The organism is Thiomicrorhabdus xiamenensis (assembly GCF_013282625.1).
In the GTDB taxonomy this organism is placed as follows: Bacteria; Pseudomonadota; Gammaproteobacteria; order Thiomicrospirales; family Thiomicrospiraceae; genus Thiomicrorhabdus; species Thiomicrorhabdus xiamenensis.
In genome coordinates this window covers 982,588-1,004,572 of record NZ_CP054020.1, presented here as the reverse complement: position 1 = coordinate 1,004,572, position 21,985 = coordinate 982,588, and the positions used below count along the sequence as shown (strand labels likewise).

Sequence of the window (21,985 nt, the reverse complement as noted above, 5' to 3'; positions counted from 1 at the left end):
TGCTGGAAAAAGCATGATCTTAATAGTTTCTTACTAGCAATCAAAAATTCTAACCCAACAATTTTCCAACTAAGTTCCGAAGCCTTCAGTGCTTTATCCATTTAATTAACAACTCTAAACGTAGCAATATTTTTTAAATATTAAGTCGCGCAACTGTTTGCGACTTGTACCTGTTATCCACTACAGCTCATCTGCTAATGGAGGATCACCCATATGTTTTCTGTACATTTTTCGGAACAAATTGCTACTAATCTAGCTTTTGCTTCTTTCTTGTTTGCTTTTAGTGTCTTGCTTCTTTTGATCAATAAACTGAGCAGCATCACCCTAACGCTATACAAAACACTCATAATTGCCTCGCTGTATACCGTTACAACGATGGTATCCCTGAAATTTCTGCAATCCGAATTGGAAGCCTTGGTGATACCGATTGCCATCGCTCTGAGTATTACCACTCTGGCGCACCACTACCTTAGAGGTTTTTCAGTGGCCGGTAATCTGTTGATGGCCGCACACCTGAACCTCAGTCTGGCCGGTTTAGCCTGGGGGGTTGCAATACTAGCCAATGCAGAGGTGGGCTGGTTAACATTCCTGATCATTTCCACCGCATTTGTTATCACAGTGGTTAGCCTAAGCATCGGGTTAGTGCAGAGCTATGAACAATGGGAAGTGATCTGCAGAAAAGCCTGGCATCGTAAGCAAGACCCGGAAATACGCCCTCCACGAACGCATTATCCGAAAGTCTCTTTGCATGTACCGGCTTATTCCGAACCGCCTGAACTGGTTATCGATACCTTAAATACTCTGGCAAAACTGGATTACCCGAACTTTGAAGTCTTGATGATTGACAACAATACAACGGACCCCAGCCTGTGGCGACCGGTTGAGCAGCACTGCAAGAAACTGGGGGAACGTTTTCGGTTTTTTCATCTCGAAAATTTACCGGGAGCCAAAGCCGGAGCCTTAAATTTTGCGCTTCAAAACACGGCTGAAGATGCAGAACTGATCAGTGTCGTAGACAGTGACTACCGGGTGAATGCAAACTTTCTCTCCGAACTGGTTGGCTATTTTGACGATCCTAAAATGGGCTTTATTCAAACCCCGCAATCCTATCGCGACTGGAACTCGGATTCGTATTTGAAAATGTGCAACTGGGAATACCGGTTAGTTTTTTCGACAACACTGATAAGCCGTAATGAACGGATGGCGGCATTGACCGTCGGCACCATGGGAATCATACGACGCCGTGTACTGGATGAAGTAGGCGGCTGGGCAGAGTGGTGTTTAACTGAAGACTCGGAACTGTGTGTACGCATACATGCTCTAGGCTATCGCTCTCATTACCTGAATAAAGTGTACGGGCAAGGACTGATTCCGGAAAACTTTGAAGGTTATAAAAAGCAGCGATTTCGCTGGACATTCGGCCCTATTCAAGAACTCCGACGGCACTACCGTTTACTTTTACCCAAACCATTTGCTAAAGCGTCCGCTTTAACCGCAATGCAAAAAGTGCATCATGCCATTCATGGATTGGGAGCGATAAAATCCGGGCTGGAATTTCTCTTACTTCCGCTCGGGGCCTTGGCTGTCGCCTCAATGTTGATTCATGAGGAGTCTATTCATATCCCATCTCATATATGGATTGCGTTGGCGGTCTCAGGTGTTTCGGCGCTGGTATTGAAATGGCATCTTTTCCGGGCATCTATGGGATGCAGCATCAAAGAAACCATCGGTGCGCTGATGGCAACAACCTCTTTAGACTACATCATCAGGGTCGCAAGCCTGAGAGGATTGTTTACAGAGAACTCACCCTGGCGCAGAACGAATAAATTCAAAGTCCTGCCTCTGGGGATCGGAACACTGAGCGCAGCCCTTCCGGAGCTGATACTCGGCACCAGTATGCTGACTGTAGCCAGCTTGATGTTAGTGTTTGCCAGCGACTCGAGTCTGGTTCATCTGGTAGCCGTTGGCTGGATTCTGCAAAGTCTGCTTTTCTTCAGTGCCCCGCTCCTTACCCTTTTAGCCGAAAAAGGGATTAAAAGACGATCTTTGGCTGAAGAAGCTGAAGAACAGTTGGCACTGGTTTCAGAACCCCATAACCCGATCATGAAGACTGATTAGTCAATGGAGTTATTATGTTATTCAACTCGTATAGCTTCTTGTTTGTCTTTCTCCCCATTGCATTGGTGATCTTCCACTTTCTGCGAAGTCAGGGAATGTCCAGAGTTTCATTTCTATCTCTGGTCATTCTCTCACTGGTGTTCTATGGCTATTGGAACCCGGTGTATCTGACACTTCTGATTCCTCAGATGTTATTTAACTTTGCCGTTGCCACCGCCATATTCGAGAGACGTATCGCACAGCCGAGCCTGGCAAAAATTTTATTGATTGTCGGTATCACCGTTAACCTTAGCCTGCTCGGTTACTTCAAATATGCGAACTTCTTTGTCGACAATCTCAACGAACTGACCGGTGTCGACATTATCATTGCCACCATCGTCCTTCCGCTGGGCATATCCTTTATTACTTTTCAAAAAATCGCTTTCCTGGTGGATACTTATCAGGGAAAACTGCAACAGATCAACCTTCTGGATTTTTCGTTATTCGTCACTTTCTTTCCGCAGTTGATCGCTGGCCCGATCGTTCATCACTCAGAGATGATGCCGCAGTTTTATAGCAAGGGAAAAATTCTGGATACAACCCTGGCGATGGGCGTGACAATCTTCGCAATAGGCCTGGCCAAAAAGGTTTTGCTGGCGGATACCGCGGCCTTATATGCATCCCCCTTGTTTGACAGCGCAGCCAATGGCACAACATTGGACATGCTGTCCGCGTGGACTGCTGCTCTGGCTTATACCGTTCAACTCTATTTTGACTTTTCCGCTTATTCCGACATGGCCATCGGAATAGCCTTGATGTTCGGTATACACCTGCCAATGAATTTTGCCTCCCCCTATAAGGCAACCAGTATTGTTGATTTCTGGCGCAGATGGCACATGACACTGTCGCGTTTTTTAAGAGACTATCTGTACATCCCCTTAGGCGGAAACCGCAACGGCAAGGCGAGACGCCTTTTGAATCTGATGGTCACCATGCTTCTCGGAGGATTATGGCATGGTGCAGGCTGGACCTTTGTTGTCTGGGGGGCATTACACGGCATCTACCTGGTCATAAACCACAGCTGGCATCAAATCCGCTCCAAATTGCCATTTATGCCCAAATCCGTCGGCTTCCTCGAGATTCGACTCGGTCATTTGATTACCTTTTTGGCCGTTGTCGTGGCCTGGGTCTTTTTCCGTGCCGCAGACATCGGAACGGCGCTGTCTATTTTGCACTCAATGGCCGGTATGAACGAGATCACAGCCGAATCCTACTTGGTACCGCTAGATATGGCTATCCCCGTCATCTTCGGGCTACTGTTTCTGGCGTGGTTTGCACCGAACACCCAACAAATTGTTGGCTATACCGGCCCGGACAAACTGGATGCAGGAGAGTTTGAACCAGAACCGCCTAAACAGGTTATTGCTTGGAAACCGGCACCGCAATGGGTGCTTGCCGTTGGTGCTCTGGCCGGGTTATCGGTTATGTCTCTGTCCAAAGTCTCAGAGTTTTTATATTTCCAGTTCTGACAGGGAGGAGCGATAAATGAAAAAGTACAACGGATATTTCTATATTGTCGGTGTAGCGACAGTCATGCTCTCGCTGCTGACGGCTGTCGCCCTTTTCAATAAGTCGGTCGACCCGTTCGGAATGTATATCAAAATCGACAACGGTCATTTCGAGTCGATCAGTCATCCTGTTTACACACGCGTTCGATTATTCAAAGCTTACGAGGTTGAACGGGTTAAGCCGCAAACAATTATTCTAGGTACCTCTCGCAGCCATATTGGTTACAGCTGCAGCCATCCGGGCTTGGCAAAACTGGACGGTCCCTGTTACAACCTCGCATTTGACGGCGCAACCTCTCGTGAGATGTACCTGTATCTGCGCCACGCTTATGCCATCAAGCCCATCAAACATGTACTACTTGGTCTGGAGCTCTTTCACCTTAACCCGGGTCCCAGTTCAACCAAGCCGGACTTCGATCCACTGGTTCTGCGCAATCCCGACGGCAACCTGATTCCACGCTGGCTAAGCGGCGACCTGCGCATTCTCACCAGCCTGGACACGCTCGAGGCAAGCCAGACAGCCATCAAAGCCAAAGAGTGGGAAGAACCTTTGTGGTTCACTCCGGACGGCCAGCGTATGGGAGAGGTCTTCTTTCGTCAGGTTGACGGTCGTTATAAACAATTGACCCCGCGCGGCTATTTCCAAATGACCGATAAGGAAGCGGTCGGATATGAAACCGGCTGGCAGATAGAGGCCAAAAATAAAAAACCGGTTCTGCGCGCGCAAACGCCGCTTGACCCGAATGAAACATCCTTCGGCTATGTCAAACAGATCGTCAAATTCTGCCGAGCCCACCAGATCGACTTGCGTATCGTTATTAATCCCGCACACATTCACCAGCTGGAAATTTCAATTGCCGGCAGTGGCTGGTCAAGTATCGAATACAAAAAGCGCACCCTTGTCGAACTGGTCGATGAAGCGAACGCCCGTTTTCCGAATCTCCCGGATACGCCTATATTCGACTTCAACGGCTATTCTGAAATCACCGAAGAACCCATGCCGGAACTAGGCAGTGACAAGGAATTCAAATACTACTGGGATTCCTCCCACTTCAAAAAAGTCGTCGGAAATTATGTGCTCGACAGAGTCTTCGGGGTTTCAGATCCAAAGCATAAGACTCCAGCTGACTTTGGCACTCTCCTGAAAAAAGAATCAATGGACACCTATTTAGCGGACCAGCTAAAACGGCAGAAGATCTACCGTCAACGTTCATCGGAAGAAGTCGCCCAACTGCATAAACTGGTACATGAGGCTTTAAACGGCGACACGGCTATTGGACTTGCAGAATCCGCTACAAACGTCTCCAAAGACAGTCTCTGACAGACATTTAAGCTTATCGAACCATTCGACTTTTACACCTTACACAGAAAGGAAAATAATGAGAGAACTGAAAAACGGGTTTCATTTTAAAGGTGTAATGGGTTAATGGATTAAGAGTGCAGACAATGGTATTAAGAAATCAAACCCAAATTGCGATCCTCTCTTTTATCACTCTGGCAGTGCTTCCACTTCATTGCGCAGCGGATGAAACCAGAAAAACCAACACCGCCTTGGTCATTGATAATTATGACAATGAGACCAACCGTATTTTGATTGATTTTGACATTAACAATCCTCTCGGTCCGGACGGAAAACTGCACTTGCAGGCACTTAAAGGTATCAGCGGTCCGGCAAAGGCTGCACGCTTCAATTTACGAATGCCGACGGATGATCGAGGTATTCAATTCAATCTGTTCGCTTCCCGCAACGAATACACCATCGACGGCAGTGCATCCAACTTCCGGCCTCTGGGTCGCGAAGACCAGTTAGGGGCCGGTTTAACCTTTCCGCTTATTTCAGAAGAGAGCCATAAGCTTGCGACCCACCTGGAATTGTTCAGAAAGGATCTTCGTTCAGAAGACAGTTCGATCGATTTCAATGAACTCTCGCATATCAATCTGCTGCGACTGAAGCTGACCGATTTTTTTATGGATTCCGAATACAACGTAACAACATTCAATTTCAGCGTGAATCACGGCAATTTTATCCTTGATAGTGACGATGCCCGTTTAGCCGAAAATGCCGGACGGGACGCTGAAGGCTTTTTTTGGGTCTACAAACTGAAAATCAATCACGCACGACGGCTGCTGAATGCCTTTAAATTGCAACTCTCCGCACAGGCGCAAAAAGCGTCGCGAAATTTAAGTGCCAGCGAAAAAATGTACCTGGGAGGCCCTTTTGGTGTCATGAGTTATCCTGCCGGTGAAGCCGGCGGAGATGAAGGTTTACTGTTGACGATGCGTCTGGGTCACGACATTCCCTTTGATATAGACGGGCAATTGGAAGCAGCGCTTCTCGCTCAATATGGGGAAGTTCAATTTGACCATACCGATTACGCCTGGTCACTCGACCCGAATACAACAAGCATGGCCGGCGTAGGACTGGGATTAACCTATCGTTTTTCGACAAGGCTCACCGCTCAACTTGATCATGTTTATCGCACCGGGGAAATATACGAATTTACCAATACTGACAGCGACCATCAAACCTGGTTCAGTCTTCGTATCACGCTATAAATAAAGATTCTTATGTGAAATTCGGCGGCAGTGTTCTGGCAAAGTGCAGGCGGTCAGTCATGATGAATCAGATACGATCCTTACCGAACAGCTGCTCGGCAGGACCGGCAAGGATCGTGCATAATGCTCCTGAAGCATTTCACGGAATTAGAGATTATCTTCATACACGTTCATACACGAATAATTTCTTCCTTAATAGAATAAACAATTGACAGGATTTCGCTTTTAACCGGTTCCGACAACTGGTTTTTATCCATTGCCGACATAATATCGTCAACTACAGCCAGGTATTCCTGCTCCGAAATGTTCATCCCCTTGTGGGTCGAGATCATATCTCGGCCTGTATAGGCTTGCGGCCCGCCAGTTCCGGCACAAACAAATTCAACCAACCATTGCTTGGTTTGATCCAGATCTTCAATAACTTCAAATCGTGTTTTGACAATCGGGTTATTCAAATGTGCATCAGCTATATCGTCGACAAGACGGGTAATTCCGTCCAGCCCCCCTAATCGATCATATAATGTTTCAGACATTTCCAGCTCCTTTCGAATCCACTGATTCTATTCCGAGTACGTAACGTTTGAGTGCCATCACCCCACCCAACGTTCACTGGAGTCTAAAATGCACCCTTTTCCTTATTGCCAGAGTGGCAAGACTCTTGGCAACAGAATCTTAATTGTATAGGAAGAGAGAACGCATTGATAATATGTATTTGTTTTTAAAGAATTTATTGGCAACTCCTTATTTAAAAGACAATCAATTTTAATCCATTCTGGAGACCCGTTCTCTAGATGCCTAGTGTATTTTCAAAATGAATGATGCTAAGTGCATCCAGCTATTCGACGGCCTGATACGAGCGATGCACTTCGATGAACCACTTCGGTTTCATCCTTGCAAAATCTTTACGGATATTGGTTTTCAGGGATTTTTTAGAGTCGAGCACATATTCTTGCGCCCCTTCGCGAACAAAAACGACCCAATGCCAGAATGGTTTTCCCGCTTCAAGATGCCACTTTGTCGCCAGAAGTGCACAATCGGGAAGCTCTTCCCAAGCGTTAAACGGCTTCTCTTGTTGATCGGTTTCTATACCAAGAGAGTCCAAAAGATCACGCACATACCGCGGGCTTGACCATAGCGAATCATCGCCCGCAAAGATCCCCATTTTATTGGCCGCTTTTTTCGCCTGCACATAGGAGATACCGGCGATGGCCGCGGCACTGGCAATACCGCATCCTGTTAACTCTTCTTGTATCACTGGTTGCATATTCTGTTCACCATCGACTTTTCTGCCTGAGCTCCTCAGCACAACTTAGAACAAAACCGTCGAAAAAGTTACAAAAAATGGAATTTTGTTGAAATACAGAATTTTTCTTTTAAGAGATTTGGGCTTCAAGGAAAGCATATTATGTTAACGGTAAATTCATTTCTGCCGCTCTACAGATAAAGTTTGCAAATTACTCTAATATACAATTTTACGAGGACAGGCAATCCAGTTAACCTTACCCGCAAAAATATAGCTAAAATGGATCCATCATTTAAAAAATTCAAAATTTGAGGTTAGCAAGTTGGTACAAGGAATGATTCAATCACTCAAACAAATCGATCCGGAAATCAGAAAATGGGTTGCTCGTATTTTGATTTTGTTTGGAATCGCTATCGCTTACTCTCCCTACTGGATCGATTCGATTCTTGAAAAAGAGATACTCGAAAGCATGTCGGGCCCGATGATGTCCGTAGGATGGTGGATTCTGGGCTTAGGATTGGTCTTGTACTTCTTTAATATGTGGCTCGAGATCAAGTCCGAAAATAAAAATACCGACTAAGAAGGTAATAAGCTTTATTCACAAACACCTCTGCTGAAAAGGCGTTCGACGGTTTTACCTTAAGCCCCTGTTGATAGGGTTGCAAAAAAACGCCTCTATCAGCGGAGTCATACTCCCCCCCTCCATTACGCAATACTTTCCCTTGATATGGCCCTTGCCTGTCGGCAACAAACAAAATCAATTTTATGCCGTTTGAGAGATAATCACTCTCATACCCTAAAAACTTGATTTATAATGCTTAAATGTATTTTTTTCACATTGGCTTGGACGCCGAAAATATCTGAACCGACTGAATGGTAACCGAACACGAATTCAATCATGAACCTCTCGTACAAGGCGAGCTTTTACTGTTCCGCACTCTGTGGCAGACAAGTAACGACAATATGTTTATCGTCAGGATTAACGACGATGGCGATTACGTCAGCGAGAAATCCAACCGCTCACTGGAAGCCACTTTTGGTTTGCATCCCGGACAACTTGACGGCGTTCTGTTAAAAGCCATTCTGCAAGGCCCCGTCTATGAAAAAATTGCCCAGCGGTATGACCGATGCATCGCCCAGAATACCCCTATCACCTACGAAGAAGAGCATGTTATTGATGACAGCGGTTCGAGAGTATGGAGCACAACGATTCTGCCGGTTTATGATCGCGAAAACCATTGCACACGCATCTTAGGCGTTTCTCGCGAAATTACCTCCCTCAAAAAAGCCGAACAGATCCTCAAACAGCATAATAAGCACCTTGAACACGAAGTCAGTAAACGCACCGAAGAGCTGAGCAGAGCGCTAAGAGAGATGGAAGCGATCTCGGTGAAGGATAAACTGACCGGCCTTTTCAACAGACATAAACTGGATCAAACGCTGGCCGACTATCTCAGTCTCGCAGGCCGTTACCAGATGCCGTTCGGGTTGATTATCGTCGACCTGGACAATTTCAAAGAGATCAATGACACCTTCGGTCACCACGCCGGAGATCACCTATTGCAGGCGGTTGCCGACATCATGCATGAGAGCTCCAGAAAAACCGATATTATCGGCCGCTGGGGCGGCGATGAATTCCTGATTATCGTTCCGCACGCAGACGAAAAAGCGCTGTATGCATATACAGACCATATCCGCAGCCGAATTCAGAACCATTCCTTTGCTAAGGTTTCGGCTAAGTTGACGGTCAGCGCCGGGGCCACACTCTACCAACCGGGAGATGATACCGAGAGCATACTGTTAAGAGCGGATAAGGCCCTTTACGACTCAAAGAACAGAAATAAAAACCGGGTCACATTCAAATAGCCGCTTTCATAACGCCAAGGCGAGCTGTATGCAGAAGCGTGGCGTAACTCAATGATCAGGAAACATTACGGGAAGCATTTTTCAGCAACTGTCTGAAGGCCTTGGCCGGCAAGGGTTTACTGATAAAATATCCTTGAATCTGATCGCAGCCGAAGTCTTTGATCATATCCATCACCTGCTGTGTTTCTACCCCTTCCGCAACGACTTTCAGGCCAAGGCTATGCCCAAGATTAATCGTTGAACTGACGATCTGTTGATCGTTTTCGTCTTCATCAATTTCCATAATGAACGACTTATCGATTTTAAGTTCGTTAACCGGTAAGCGTTTCAGGTAGGCCAGAGACGAAAAACCGGTTCCGAAATCATCGATCGAAATATTGATTCCGAGTTTATTCAACTTCTTGAGCTGCCCCAGTGAAAGCGCAAGATTCTCCATCATCACACTTTCGGTAATCTCAACCGTCAGATAGCGGTAATCCAGTGCAAATTCGTTCAGGTATTCCCGAATTTTGGCACACAGTTGTTCGTTGGCCAGATCACGAACCGACAGATTCACCGAAACCGATACGTCGCTGCCGAGCTGGTGCCAGCGACGGCATTCAGCAATCGCCTTTCTTAAAACATAAAGCGATAATTTATGGATAATTCCCAACCTTTCGGCCATTTCGATAATTTTGTCCGGCGGAACATAACCGTGCTCTTTATGCTGCCAGCGCAACAGCGCTTCAGCTCCGCAAATACGACCGTTTTCCGCCGCAACCTGAGGCTGATAATGGAGTTCGAATTGATCGTTCTCCAACGCATCGATCAGATCCCCGACCAGTGTCAAGCGCTCTTTACTGTAGATATTCTCGCTGGAATCATATCGCGAGTAGCCGATTCGTTTACGTTTGGCCGCATACATCGCCATATCCGCATACTGCAACAAGGTTTCGGCATTCAATCCGTCATCAGGGTAACTGACAATCCCGATGCTGATACTGACATTCACCTTTTCCCCATTAAGTTCAAAAGGCTGTCCGATCTGCTCAATGATTTGTTCGGCCAATTCCCCGGCCTGCAGTTTATGCATATCCGGCAGCAGAATCGAGAATTCATCGCCCCCCAATCTCGCCAAGGTATCGGATTTACGGATCAGTTTGTGGATTCGCTCGGATGCTTCGATTAACAGTTTATCGCCCGAAGCATGGCCCAGGGTATCGTTGATCTCTTTAAAGAAATCCAAATCCATCACAAACAGCACGAAACTCCCCTGCTGCCGCTCCGCCGAGAGAAGCTGATACTCGATGCGCTGATTCAATAGAAAACGGTTAGGAAGCCCGGTCAAGTGATCGTGCATCGCCTGATGTTCAAGCGCATTCTGGCGGTGCGTAACCTCTTCATCCATCTGTACAAAGGCTTCGATCAGACGCGCAATCTCTTCGGTTTCGGTGGTCTCGATTTTCGGCATATCCATACCGAAAGCACGCGATCTCAGTGCCTGAGTGACCCGCTCAATCGGCTTGAAGATACTCCATTCCATCGACATCAGAATGGAACTGATAACAATCAGATACAGCGCAATAATGCCGTAAATCAGGTATTTAAACGAATCGTCACTGCGAGATAATTCTTCATCCAGAAACTGCTTTTCACGCTTGATGATCGCTTCGACATCGTTGCATCCCTGAGTAATCTCATTGACCAAAGGGAACACGCTGTTTCTCATAATCACCGTATCAGCACGCCACTGACCGGTTTCGGAGATGACCCGCATTTCCAGAAAATTGACAAACCAGGCTTCGGAAACTTTCTGAATCGAGTCAAGTATCGCAGTGCCCTCAAAGCTGTTTTCCTTGCTATAGAGCGCTTTGAGTCGGCGGATATTGCTCTCGAAAACCAGAAACATGTCTGCCAGACTCTGTCCCTGCTGTTCAAGAATCCCGGTAGTGAAAGAAGCCAATCGATTGGCCATATAAATGCGTGACTGAGAGATCGTTTTGCTCCACAGTGTCTGCGACTTAAGCAAAAGCGGATAGAGTTCAGTCGATTTCAATTCCAAACTGCCGGATTCGATTTCCATAATCAGCAGCTCGAACCCCGAATTGACCTCATCTTGCTGCCCTTCCATCTCATTCGCGGAAATTGCCATAGCGGGGTATTGCTTGTTGATATCAAGCCGATATTCGATCAGGCGTTTAACTTCGCGGTTAAGTTTTTCAAAGTAATCAATAATCGGATTGACTTTATCCTCTAATTCCACATGGTACTCATGCTGGGAATTAACCAACTGATTCAAGCTCTTAAGCGACTTTTCGGTATAGGAATCAATCTCTTTAATCAGGTTTTCATTTTGCGGATCAAGCAGAAATAGATTGATATCTTTATTGATCACCAGAAGATGGTTTCGGACATCTTCAAGGTTAGCCTGCTCCTGCAAAACCCCTTCATACCCTTTTGAAACCGCATTTTTAATGGTTGATGTCTGAAAATAACCGAATGCCACCAGGGAAGCGACAAACAACCCGAGAAATATCGTCAGGGAGATATAGCGTTTTCGAAGACTGGGAAGGCCAGCAGTGTTTCGGAGCAACATACTCATTTCTTTAGTCACAGGGCTTTGGTTAATTTTTATGGCGCGGGTTCATTTCGGTTCCAACGCGGCGCTCTTTATTACAACTTTATGCAAGGGCATTCGCTTGCAGAAGGATCCGGAAAACTTTTTTGGCATGGAATTCCGTTTATCGATTGAGGGGTATTCTAATAGCCTAACTAATCATTCAAGATAAAAGATTTAAATACCCTCTTTTAACAGGGGTAATGAGTACCTGAAAAGCAAGCGTTCTACAATTGTAAATCCATTTTTATCGATCCGTGCGGGTTTCCGAGTATGAGCGGATTTTTTATTCATTTTCTTAAGCGATTAATTCATACCGATCGGTAAAACTATGTATACCTAAAAGTCATCTACATCAACTTTACAATAGCGAACTACGCATAAAATGAAACTCTTCTCACAGGCATACAACAGTAAAGGCCTTCTCGATACAAAACGGAGCCTCAGGTGAAAGACGTCCCTAACACTCAATATACACAGCAGATTTCCGAACTATTTCATGCCTATGAAACTTCAGAACAAGGGCTTTGTGAAAAGGATGTCAAACAACGACAATCGGATTTCGGTTACAACAGGCTGCCGATGGCACCACCTAAACCGGCGTGGTTACGATTAGCCAGACAGTTCCATAATGTTTTGATCTATGTCCTGCTGGCCAGCGCGCTGATCAGCTTTTATCTCCAACATTATGTGGATGCCGGAGTGATTCTCGGCGTAGTTATCATCAATGCCATGGTCGGGTTCATTCAGGAAGGCAAGGCTGAAAGCGCGTTGCAGGCCATTATGTCCATGACCACTACCCAGGCGATGGTGATCCGCGAGGGAATTCTGAAATCGATCGACAGCGCTGAACTGGTTCCTGGTGATATTGTTGTGCTGCAGGCAGGAGACCGGGTTCCAGCCGACATCCGGCTCTTTTTCAACCGGGATCTGCACTGCGACGAATCCGCCCTGACCGGGGAATCCCAACCGAGCGGTAAACATCTGCGCCCTCTGGAAGCCGACACGCCTTTGGCGGAACGAGGAAATATGGCGTTTATGGGCACCATGGTCACCCACGGTTTCGCTCGCGGCCTGGTCACGCAAACGGCAAACGCCACCGAAATCGGTAAAATCAGCACACTGGTCGAACGTGTGCAGATCTCCCCGACACCAATGCAGGTGCAGTTGTCGCGTTTCGCTCGGCAATTAACCGCCGGCATCATTCTGTTTTCCTCGCTCACTGTCCTGTTCGGTATCTTTTTTCACGACTTTCATATGGCGCAAATGTTTCAAGCGGCCATCGGCATCGCCGTCTCTTCCATCCCCGAAGGTCTGCCGGCCATCGTCACCATATCTTTGGCCATCGGCGTTCAGAGAATGGCTGACAACCGAGCACTGGTTCGGCGTCTGCCCTCAGTGGAGGTTCTTGGCTCGGTCGACGTCATCTGTACCGATAAAACCGGAACCCTGACCAGCAATGCCATGACGGTTCGTGAAGTTTTTATGCCGGATCGTTCCTATCGGGTTCACGGGGAAGGCTACTCCCCGGAAGGCTATATCGAACGACTTGATAATGGTGACAAAGTTTTGATGAATCAGGATTCGGCGTTTACCCTGCTTGGTGCCATCGGCATGCTTTGCAACGAAGCCAGCCTGACGCTCAAAGAGGGCGAATGGGCAATGTACGGCGATCCAACCGAAGGCGCCCTGCTGACGCTGGCAGCGAAACACGGACTCGATACGGCAAACTTGCAACAGCAATGGCCCAGAATCGATGTACTGCCTTTCGAGAGCGAACAGCGCTATATGGCCACCTTGCACCACAATCAAGAAGGCACAATCCGTTTAATGGTCAAGGGTGCGCCGGAAAAACTCCTCGATTACGCCAAATATGAAATGCGGCACGAGAATATTGTTCCGTTGGATGAAGCCAAATGGCGAGAAGCGATGGATAAGTTTGCACATAATGGCATGCGCGTTATGGCGTTGGCCTATAAAGACCTCGAACACAAACCCGAGACGCTTCAGCACAAAGACGTTGAACACAATCTGGTTCTGGTCGGTCTGGCAGCCATCAGCGATCCACCTCGCCCTGAAGCGATCGAAAGTGTTCGACTCTGCCATCAGGCGGGAATCACCGTCAAAATGATTACCGGAGACAACCCGGTCACCGCTGCGGCAATCGGCGAGGAACTCGGACTGGACAGTCGTCAAATCATGACCGGCCAGGATATCGACCGTCAGAGCGATCAGGAACTGGCCGAACAGGTTGAAAAAACGCAAATCTTCGCGCGAACCAGTCCGGCCAATAAGTTACGACTGGTTGCTGCGCTTCAGCAGAACCGACATATTGTTGCCATGACCGGCGATGGCGTTAATGATGCACCGGCCCTGAAAAAAGCCGCTATCGGCGTCGCCATGGGCCATAAAGGCACCGATGCGGCAAAAGAAGCCGCAGACTTTGTACTTACCGACGATAACTTCAGGACCATAACCCGCGCTGTCGCCGAAGGGCGCACCGTATATGACAATATCGTCAAATCGATTATCTTTATTTTGCCCACCAGTCTGGCCGAGGCGATGGTCATTGTCACGGCAATATTTCTGGGCAGCGTCATGCCGATCACCCCCGCGCAGATTCTGTGGATCAATATGGTGACCACCATTACCCTGGCACTGGCTTTAGCGTTCGAACGCTCGGAACCGAACATCATGCTGAGAAAGCCTCGCCCGTACAATCAGAGACTGTTCACCTACGCTCTTCTGCTCAGGTTGATTATGGTCGGAGCGTTGGGGGCACTAATTGTCTTTTCTCTATTTAACTACTATCTGTTGCATGGCGAATCCATCGACTTTGCCAGAACCGTGGCGGTCAATGCCCTGGTAATGATCGAAGCCTTTTATCTTTTTAATTGCCGTTTTCTGACCGATTCGATTTTCAACCGACAGTTTTTCAAGGGAAGTTTACCTGCCATAGCCGCCGTTGTTGGCGTGGTTCTGTTGCAAATCGGCTTCACCTATTACCCCGGCACCCAGTCGCTCTTTCAACTGGAGTCGCTCCCACTGCATGATTGGCTAGTGATCGTGCTGTCCGCATTTCCAATCCTGTTTATCGTCGAGCTGGAAAAATGGTTTCATCGGCGCTTCGCGTCCGACAAGACAATTCCGCCTTCAACAAGCGTTCACTGAACTGAGGAGATCTTTATGGCCACCCTAACCTTTTACGGCGCAACCGCAGGCGTCACCGGTTCCAGTTATTTACTTAAAACTTCGAACGCGACCATTCTGCTCGATTTCGGGCTGTTTCAGGGAAGCCGCGAAGAAGAACTGGCTAACAGCGAGCCTTTGCCATTCAATGTTGCCGATATCGATGCCATCGTTCTTTCCCATGCGCATCTGGATCACTCCGGTCGCTTACCGGTGCTGGTCGCACAAGGGTACAAAGGACCGATCTATACAACCCGGACCAGTCGAGAACTGATCGAGGTACTGCTTAAAGATTCCGCGGCCATTCAGGAAAAGGATATCGAGTGGGAAAACAAACGTCGGCAGCGCGCCGGAAAAGAGGAAATTACTCCGCTGTACCGCCTTAAGGAAGTCATGCAAACCTTAGAATTGTGCCGCGGATTGGATTACCATCAACGGGTAGAAATTGCCGCAGGCATTGAAGTCAATTTTCTGGATGCCGGGCACATTCTGGGCTCTGCCATTGTCGAGCTGTACATTCGCGAAGGCGAGCAAGAGAAAAAACTGGTCTTTTCGGGCGATCTCGGCAATTCACAAGCAGCCCTTCTCAAGGACCCGGAAACCGTCAGTGAAGCAGATATACTGCTGCTCGAATCGACCTACGGCGATCGCAATCATCGCTCGATGGACGAAACTCTGGATGAATTTGAAGCAATTATCCAAGAGTCATCGCTGTACGGAGGAAATGTGCTGATCCCCTCTTTTGCCGTCGGAAGAACTCAAGAGATCATTTTCCGCCTCGGCGAACTCTATCATCAGGGTAAAGTCGGCCATCAGGCAATCTATCTGGACAGCCCTATGGCGATCGCCGTAACCGAAATCTATCAGCGTTATCAGAATCTCTATAATGCGCAAGACCGGGCCACCATACAAAGCGGATCGCAACAGCAGAGCCTGCATGACTTTCTGCCCATTCTGCGTTATTCAGTGACGACCGAAGAGTCTATGGCCCTGAATCGAATCAGCAGCGGAGCCATTATTATCGCCGGCAGCGGTATGTGTAATGGCGGCCGGATCCGACATCACTTCAAGCACAACCTCTGGCGCCGCAAAACCCATGTGGTCTTCGTCGGCTATCAGGCCGAGGGAACCCCGGGACGGGCGCTGGTCGAAGGAGCCAAAACCTTTAAAGTGGCCGGGGAGGAGATTGCCGTCAAAGCGCAGATCCACACTTTGGGCGGTTTTTCGGCGCATGCCGGGCAAGCGCAACTGATCAACTGGTTGACAACCTTTAAAGAACCTAAACCGCGGTTGTATCTGGTTCATGGAGAGACGAGCGCCAAAAACGTTTTCCGTTCGGCACTCCAGCAGCATGGCTGGTCGGCATTGATTCCAACCAGCGGCGAAACCGTAGTGTTTTAAGACAAGCGGGGTAAAAGCAGGGCTTTGGCCGGTTCGTTTAGCGTGTATTGAAAATACGCCATCTCGTTTTTCAATTCGTCAGCGCCCTGCGCCATTGATTGCGCCGACTCGCTGCTCTCGCTCGCCAGCTCGGCATTGCGCTGCATAATCTGTTCAACCTGTAGCAGGGATTGATACGCCAGCTCGGTTTCCTGTGCCTGGGAAACCGCATTTCGTGCGACCTGCTGGATCTTATCGCCAACTTCCTGAATCGAACTGTTGATCTGATTCAGCATTTCGCCGGACTCGTTCGCCAGCGAACTCCCTTCGTTAACACGCTGAACCGTCTCTTCGATCAGGTTTTTGATATCCTTGGCCGCTTCGGCCGACTTCTGCGCCAGGGCGCGAACTTCACCGGCCACCACGGCAAAACCGCGTCCGTGTTCGCCGGCACGAGCGGCTTCGACTGCCGCATTCAACGCCAGAAGATTGGTCTGAAAAGCAATTCCGTCTATCAGGCTGACGATCTCGGAAATCTTTTTACTCGACTCCTGAATCGCGTCCATCGCCTGCACGGTATCGTTCATTACTCGAACGCCCTGCTTGGTTTGGCTCTGTACATCTGCGGCGATCTGCGCAGCCGCCGAAGCCTCTTTGGAACTGTTTTCGATCGCGTGATTGGTCTGATTCATCGACTCCGAAGTCTGCTGCAAACGCGATGCACTTTCCTGAACCTGTTGATTAAGACTTTGCGAACTGCTCACAATCTGTCTCGAAGACACCGCAAATTCCCCAGCAGATTCATCCACGCTTTGTATCACCCCGCTCAGCTTGTGACACATATTTTCGATACTGTGATTCAGCAGTTCGATATTTTTATCGTACATGGTCGGATCATCCAGCCTGTGGCTCGCCATCTTGACCGTAAGATTACCGTTGGAAACAGATTCGATCACCTTGGAGGCATCCATAATGACTGCATCCAGCAGTTTACTGTTCGGATTGGAACCAATGTCCGAGGCATATTTAATCACCTTACAGACCTGACCGTCAGGATCCAGAATCGGGTTGTAGCTCGCTTCCAGCCAGACTTCTTGCCCATTCTTATCGATACGCTGGAAAGTGCCCGAAAAAGACTCTCCTCTGGCGAGCCTGTTCCAGAAATCGCGATACGCATCGGAGTCAGCAAACTCTGACAGCGCAAAAATACGGTGGTGTTTACCTTTAATCTCTTGCAGCGAGTAATTCATGGTTTGGAGAAAGTTGTCGTTCGCAGTCAGGATATTGCCATGTGCATCAAACTCGATGACTGCCATAACCCTGTGAATCGCTTCGATCTGGGCTTTGGCTTCGTATTCCGTTCTGACCTGATCGGTAATATCGGTCGCGAACTTGATAAATTTCACCAGCTTGCCTGATTCGTCCACAACAGGGTTGTAGCTGGCCTCAAGCCAGACGGTTTCCCCTTGCTTATTTTTTCGCTTGAAACGGCCGGTAATAAACTCTCCCTGAGCCAGGCGCTGCCAGAACCGCTGATAATCAGGCGAACTCGCCTCTTTGTCGTAAACGAATAAACGATGATGTTTCCCGCGTACTTCTTCCAGCGTATAACCGACCGTATGCAAAAAATTCTCGTTGGCATTGATAATGTTGCCGTTGAGATCAAATTCAATGGTCGCCATGACTCGATCCAACGCATTTAATATCTGCTGCTGATCATTCGTCTGCTTATGCAGTAATTGAATCTGATTTTTGAACTTGGCGTTGAACATGATTAAATCCCTTTGATGCCGGTGTAACCGGTAAGGCGGCAAAAAAAACGGTAAAGAAGTAAGACAGCACCAGCACAATTTATATCACGCCCGATTGAGCGTATCTTGCGATGTGGCTTGTAAACGCATATTGACTAAAGTGTATAGCCCATGTCATTGATATAGTTTATAGACTATTAACCCTTTATTCCATAAGGATTAGCTGTTAAAGAAAACAATATTGAGATGAGTTAAGCGCGGTTAACGCTGGCAGCGGTAACCGTAAAAAGAGGAAGATATTGTAATGCGGACTCTCCAACCCCAAAGACAAATGCGGTTATAGAACCCTTTGTACTTCATGCGCGATAAAATCGGCCAGCTCGTCGGAAGTGTAGTCTTTATGTGAATAGAGCGTAATCAGAGGAACTGAAGCACTGTCGAGCGAGTTGATCACAACCGGGTCGACCCGCTCGTTCTTATTGCTGTCGATGTAGGCAATTGCGCAGATAATATTCCACTCTTTGTCACAGATAACAAAATCGATCACATGTTCACGAATCTGCGCTTGTAAAGATTCCCAGCCGCTGTTGCGCTCCCACTGATTAATATTCGGCTCGATCAGATGGTCAAGCGATTGCTTCGGCATGACATGCATGTCCGTACCGCCGATTTCTTTTAGCTGCTGATAAAGTTGGCTTTCGCTGCCGCTCAACAGCTGTTTTTTTGCTTTGTAGCTTGTACTCAGTCTCATCACTTCACCGCCGGTTATGGGATATTTTCAGGCTGACTAGAATCTTAATACAAAATGTCCGGCAAATATAGATTTCGCAATTTTACTGATCAATATAATCGCATTCCGGATAAGTTGAACAACCATAAAACCTTCCATGATCAGATTCTCTGGCCAGCATAGTCCCCTCTTCGCATTTCGGGCATACTTTCTTTTCCGTATAGTCACACGCCGGATAATGAGAGCAGCCGAGAAAAATACTATACTGCCCTCGCCTCTCCTGCAGTTTTCCGCTATGACATTTCGGACACAACTCAACCTCAACCAGTTTTTCGCTGATACGGACACGCTCTATTTTGCCCAACTGATGCACAAACTCGGACTGATCTGCTGCGCTGGAAAGAATAAATACGCCGCGTTTGGCACGCGTCAGAGCAACATATAACAGACGTCTCTCCTCTGCATGCGGGAAGGATTCCGGTTGCGGGATAACCAGATGCAGCAGCGCATCGTCAGAAAGCTCGCTCGGGAATCCGTAGGCACCGGATTCCAATCCCATCAGAATCACATAATCGGCTTCCAGTCCTTTCGAGGCGTGAATCGATTTGAATTCGATTTGCAAAGCAGGATATCGCATCTGGTAATTCGCCAAATTATCCGGCTTTTGACGATGGTAGCGCGCCAGTAAAAAGACTTTCAGGGTTAAGCCTCGTTTTTGCGCCATCTGCTGCAGTTTCCAAAGAGTATTCTGAACCAATTCAAGCTGCTCGCTTTCCGATTCGTAAGCTTCAATATGCACCTGGTCAACCTGAATATCGGCATGAGCGGAAACCTGTTTGCGTAATTGGTCCGGATTTTCCTGAACAAACGCCGCAGCAACATCGGCAATTCCCTGATAACAACGGAAAGTCTGCGTCAGATAATTCAGGGAACTAGGGCCGAAATGACGAGAAAAATGCGTCATGATGTCGATATCTGCACCGGAAAAACGGTAAATCGACTGCCAATCATCGCCGACAGCCAGCAACTTACACTGCGGCTCCTGCTCGAGTAACGCCTGCAAAAGACGCTTACGATCCTGGGAAATATCCTGAAACTCATCAACCAGAAGATATTTGAACGGATGTTTAAACTGCTGGGTTTCCAGGTAGTCGCAGGCGAGATTAATCTGGTCGTTGAAATCGATCTGCCCGTAAGCGTCCAATTCATCCTGATACGCCTGATAGAGCTTAGCGAAGACCTCCAGAAACAACGTGGTCCGGATCGGGTCCTGAACCTCCTGAAAACTTAATTTATGATCAAATGCACTGATATCACCGCCGTTTGCCTTGAAATGACGTAAAAAGGCTTCAAAAATCGCCAAATCCTCTTCCGGCTTATAAAACCGGTTAACCAATTGTGCCAACGCCTGATTGGACAGAGGCGAAAAACTCACCCCTGCTTTTTCAAGTATCTCTTTCAAATCGGTAAAGATAGTTCCCTGATCGAATTGATAACTGTAGGTTTCAAATACATCGACCTTGAAACGTTTAGCCGCTTTACGACGTTTATCAATAAAGTTAGCGTAATCGCTTAGAAACGAAGGCCACTGTTTCTGCTCGTTGAGTGCAAAATGAAAATGATACAGGTCTGCTTCCGGGAAATAGAAATCAGCGATGGCGTTGCGGTTATCCGATCCCGATATCGGATGCAGATAAAGAAACTGAACACCCTGTGCCACCAACCAGTTCGCTAGACTCAACGCCTCCATCGAACTGACTTTAATCCCGTTCAAAGCGGTAAATAACGGTCGTTTCTTGCCTTCTTTGGTTTGCGCGTAGCTTGCCCCCATCTGTGCCAAATAATCGTAATAGGCTTTCTGCGTCGCAAAAGCAAACAGATTCGGGCGCGGCTTTTTGGCAATCGCCAGATAGTCATACCAGGCGTGAGAAAAATCCTCGTCCTGCAGAAGTTCTTCAATTTTCTGCTGAAAGTAATTCAGCATCTGTACTCGACCGGCACCGGCCATAGGCGATAAAGTCGGCGCACTTCCCTGCTGTTTGCGAATAACTGCCAATCCCAAAGCATGAAAAGTTGCACTATAAACCTTTGCACTTAAGCTTTCGCCATCACTGTGTAAATTTAATTTCAATTGCATCTGCGCTATGCGCTGACGAATACTGCTTGCCGCCTCTTCGTTATAAGCGAGAACGCAAATCTCGTTCGGTTTGGCTAATCCCTTTTCCAACAGATAAGCGACTTTGGCCACCAAAGTTGAAGATTTCCCTGAACCGGCGGAAGCAATCAGCAGATTGCGATCCTCTTCCGTAACCACTGCCCGCATCTGTTCCGGCGTTAAAGGATAACTTTCTACCTGGGAAAACAGCTCTGAATAACGCTCGATTTCCTGGTCGATAAATTTGCGGTTATGCTGACGAATCCACTCAGAATCGGCAACAAGCAGCCCCTGCAAAATTGAGACCTGCTGCCACAGCTCTTTTTCCTGAACGGAAAAGTCGCCTGCGGACAATTCACTGAAAAACGGATGGGAAAGCACTCCGTCTAAATCTTCATTATCGGCAAAGTTTTGTAACAGATCCTGCAACATACAACGGCTCAGATAACGATCACCCTGCGCAAGTGACTGAAGCTGTTGCTGTAACTGCTCACAGCGACTCGCATTCAACTCTAGCAGAGATTGCTTGAGCGCCTGACGGATCAGATATTGCAGAAGCTCTATAAACTGCTGACTGTCGGCAGAAGTAAGATGAACCAGACGGTAAACACGCTGTTCAGTCGTGACCCGCAACTCATCCCAAATCAAACCGACACTGCGGTAGACCCGCCCTATCTGCATATAAGGAATCAGCGTTGTCTGAGTACCTTCTTCAATCTGTAATCCGTCCGGTTGCAATGCCATACGCAGCTTATGATTGAAAAGCGACGGTAAAGCGGCATTTTCAAGGTGAGTTTCACGAGGAATAACGGGAGTATTCAATCTGGGACCGATAAAAGATATACAAATGAAAG

Annotated in this window: 14 protein-coding genes; 8 read left to right on the top strand and 6 right to left on the bottom strand. The window is 47.7% G+C overall.

Going from position 1 to position 21,985, the window contains the following annotated elements; genetic code table 11:
* Nucleotides 1–375 precede the first annotated feature (375 nt).
* From HQN79_RS04595 to HQN79_RS04580, 4 genes are all read left to right on the top strand, one after another.
* Nucleotides 376–2,118, top strand: a complete 1,743-nt coding sequence (locus tag HQN79_RS04595; protein WP_173284531.1) for a glycosyltransferase — start codon at nucleotides 376–378, stop codon at nucleotides 2,116–2,118.
* A gap of 14 nt (nucleotides 2,119–2,132) precedes the next feature.
* Nucleotides 2,133–3,626, top strand: coding sequence for an MBOAT family O-acyltransferase (locus HQN79_RS04590; protein WP_173284529.1), 1,494 nt, complete (start codon nucleotides 2,133–2,135; stop codon nucleotides 3,624–3,626).
* 16 nt (nucleotides 3,627–3,642) lie between these two features.
* Complete coding sequence (locus HQN79_RS04585; RefSeq protein ID WP_173284527.1) at nucleotides 3,643–4,986, top strand: hypothetical protein; 1,344 nt, start codon at nucleotides 3,643–3,645, stop codon at nucleotides 4,984–4,986.
* Between the two features lie 125 nt (nucleotides 4,987–5,111).
* Nucleotides 5,112–6,221, top strand: a complete 1,110-nt coding sequence (locus HQN79_RS04580; RefSeq protein ID WP_173284526.1) for a ShlB/FhaC/HecB family hemolysin secretion/activation protein — start codon at nucleotides 5,112–5,114, stop codon at nucleotides 6,219–6,221.
* A gap of 170 nt (nucleotides 6,222–6,391) precedes the next feature.
* Here HQN79_RS04580 and HQN79_RS04575 read toward each other — a convergent pair whose 3' ends face one another.
* Together HQN79_RS04575 and HQN79_RS04570 are read right to left on the bottom strand one after the other, a co-directional pair.
* The gene (locus HQN79_RS04575; RefSeq protein ID WP_173284524.1) at nucleotides 6,392–6,754 is read right to left on the bottom strand and encodes a group I truncated hemoglobin; all 363 of its coding nucleotides are present in this window, start codon (nucleotides 6,752–6,754) and stop codon (nucleotides 6,392–6,394) included.
* Nucleotides 6,755–7,056: 302 nt separating this feature from the next.
* Nucleotides 7,057–7,485: a hypothetical protein gene (locus HQN79_RS04570; protein WP_173284523.1), complete on the bottom strand. Its 429-nt coding sequence runs from the start codon at nucleotides 7,483–7,485 to the stop codon at nucleotides 7,057–7,059.
* A 313-nt stretch (nucleotides 7,486–7,798) separates the two neighbouring features.
* Between HQN79_RS04570 and HQN79_RS04565 the strand changes: the two genes are divergently transcribed.
* Both HQN79_RS04565 and HQN79_RS04560 read left to right on the top strand, forming a co-directional pair.
* The gene (locus HQN79_RS04565) at nucleotides 7,799–8,044 is read left to right on the top strand and encodes a hypothetical protein (RefSeq protein WP_173284521.1); all 246 of its coding nucleotides are present in this window, start codon (nucleotides 7,799–7,801) and stop codon (nucleotides 8,042–8,044) included.
* A gap of 293 nt (nucleotides 8,045–8,337) precedes the next feature.
* Complete coding sequence (locus HQN79_RS04560) at nucleotides 8,338–9,330, top strand: sensor domain-containing diguanylate cyclase (RefSeq protein ID WP_173284519.1); 993 nt, start codon at nucleotides 8,338–8,340, stop codon at nucleotides 9,328–9,330.
* A gap of 55 nt (nucleotides 9,331–9,385) precedes the next feature.
* Here the strand turns inward: HQN79_RS04560 and HQN79_RS04555 are convergent, their stop codons facing one another.
* Nucleotides 9,386–11,905: a putative bifunctional diguanylate cyclase/phosphodiesterase gene (locus tag HQN79_RS04555; protein ID WP_173284518.1), complete on the bottom strand. Its 2,520-nt coding sequence runs from the start codon at nucleotides 11,903–11,905 to the stop codon at nucleotides 9,386–9,388.
* 468 nt (nucleotides 11,906–12,373) lie between these two features.
* Between HQN79_RS04555 and HQN79_RS04550 the strand changes: the two genes are divergently transcribed.
* Nucleotides 12,374–15,097 carry a cation-translocating P-type ATPase gene (locus tag HQN79_RS04550; protein ID WP_202984513.1) on the top strand — a complete coding sequence of 908 codons (2,724 nt, stop codon included), beginning with the start codon at nucleotides 12,374–12,376 and terminating at the stop codon, nucleotides 15,095–15,097.
* Between the two features lie 15 nt (nucleotides 15,098–15,112).
* Nucleotides 15,113–16,516, top strand: a complete 1,404-nt coding sequence (locus tag HQN79_RS04545; RefSeq protein ID WP_173284516.1) for an MBL fold metallo-hydrolase RNA specificity domain-containing protein — start codon at nucleotides 15,113–15,115, stop codon at nucleotides 16,514–16,516.
* Here the strand turns inward: HQN79_RS04545 and HQN79_RS04540 are convergent.
* The 3 genes from HQN79_RS04540 to HQN79_RS04530 all read right to left on the bottom strand — a co-directional run bounded on the left by HQN79_RS04540 (nucleotide 16,513) and on the right by HQN79_RS04530 (nucleotide 21,953).
* Entirely contained in the window at nucleotides 16,513–18,267 is a 1,755-nt protein-coding gene (locus HQN79_RS04540) for a methyl-accepting chemotaxis protein (protein WP_173284515.1), read from the bottom strand. The genes HQN79_RS04545 and HQN79_RS04540 overlap by 4 nt on opposite strands.
* A 316-nt stretch (nucleotides 18,268–18,583) precedes the next feature.
* Nucleotides 18,584–18,997 carry a DUF2726 domain-containing protein gene (locus HQN79_RS04535; RefSeq protein WP_173284513.1) on the bottom strand — a complete coding sequence of 138 codons (414 nt, stop codon included), beginning with the start codon at nucleotides 18,995–18,997 and terminating at the stop codon, nucleotides 18,584–18,586.
* 82 nt (nucleotides 18,998–19,079) lie between these two features.
* Nucleotides 19,080–21,953: a UvrD-helicase domain-containing protein gene (locus tag HQN79_RS04530; protein WP_173284511.1), complete on the bottom strand. Its 2,874-nt coding sequence runs from the start codon at nucleotides 21,951–21,953 to the stop codon at nucleotides 19,080–19,082.
* Nucleotides 21,954–21,985: the final 32 nt, after the last annotated feature.

Coding starts and splice junctions, on each gene's coding strand:
- HQN79_RS04595 (WP_173284531.1), top strand. CDS start 376: ATGGTATCCCTGAAATTTCTGCAATCCGAATTGGAAGCCTTGGTGATA.
- HQN79_RS04590 (WP_173284529.1), top strand. CDS start 2,133: ATGTTATTCAACTCGTATAGCTTCTTGTTTGTCTTTCTCCCCATTGCA.
- HQN79_RS04585 (WP_173284527.1), top strand. CDS start 3,643: ATGAAAAAGTACAACGGATATTTCTATATTGTCGGTGTAGCGACAGTC.
- HQN79_RS04580 (WP_173284526.1), top strand. CDS start 5,112: ATGGTATTAAGAAATCAAACCCAAATTGCGATCCTCTCTTTTATCACT.
- HQN79_RS04575 (WP_173284524.1), bottom strand. CDS start 6,754: ATGTCTGAAACATTATATGATCGATTAGGGGGGCTGGACGGAATTACC.
- HQN79_RS04570 (WP_173284523.1), bottom strand. CDS start 7,485: ATGCAACCAGTGATACAAGAAGAGTTAACAGGATGCGGTATTGCCAGT.
- HQN79_RS04565 (WP_173284521.1), top strand. CDS start 7,799: ATGATTCAATCACTCAAACAAATCGATCCGGAAATCAGAAAATGGGTT.
- HQN79_RS04560 (WP_173284519.1), top strand. CDS start 8,338: ATGGTAACCGAACACGAATTCAATCATGAACCTCTCGTACAAGGCGAG.
- HQN79_RS04555 (WP_173284518.1), bottom strand. CDS start 11,905: ATGTTGCTCCGAAACACTGCTGGCCTTCCCAGTCTTCGAAAACGCTAT.
- HQN79_RS04545 (WP_173284516.1), top strand. CDS start 15,113: ATGGCCACCCTAACCTTTTACGGCGCAACCGCAGGCGTCACCGGTTCC.
- HQN79_RS04540 (WP_173284515.1), bottom strand. CDS start 18,267: ATGTTCAACGCCAAGTTCAAAAATCAGATTCAATTACTGCATAAGCAG.
- HQN79_RS04535 (WP_173284513.1), bottom strand. CDS start 18,997: ATGAGACTGAGTACAAGCTACAAAGCAAAAAAACAGCTGTTGAGCGGC.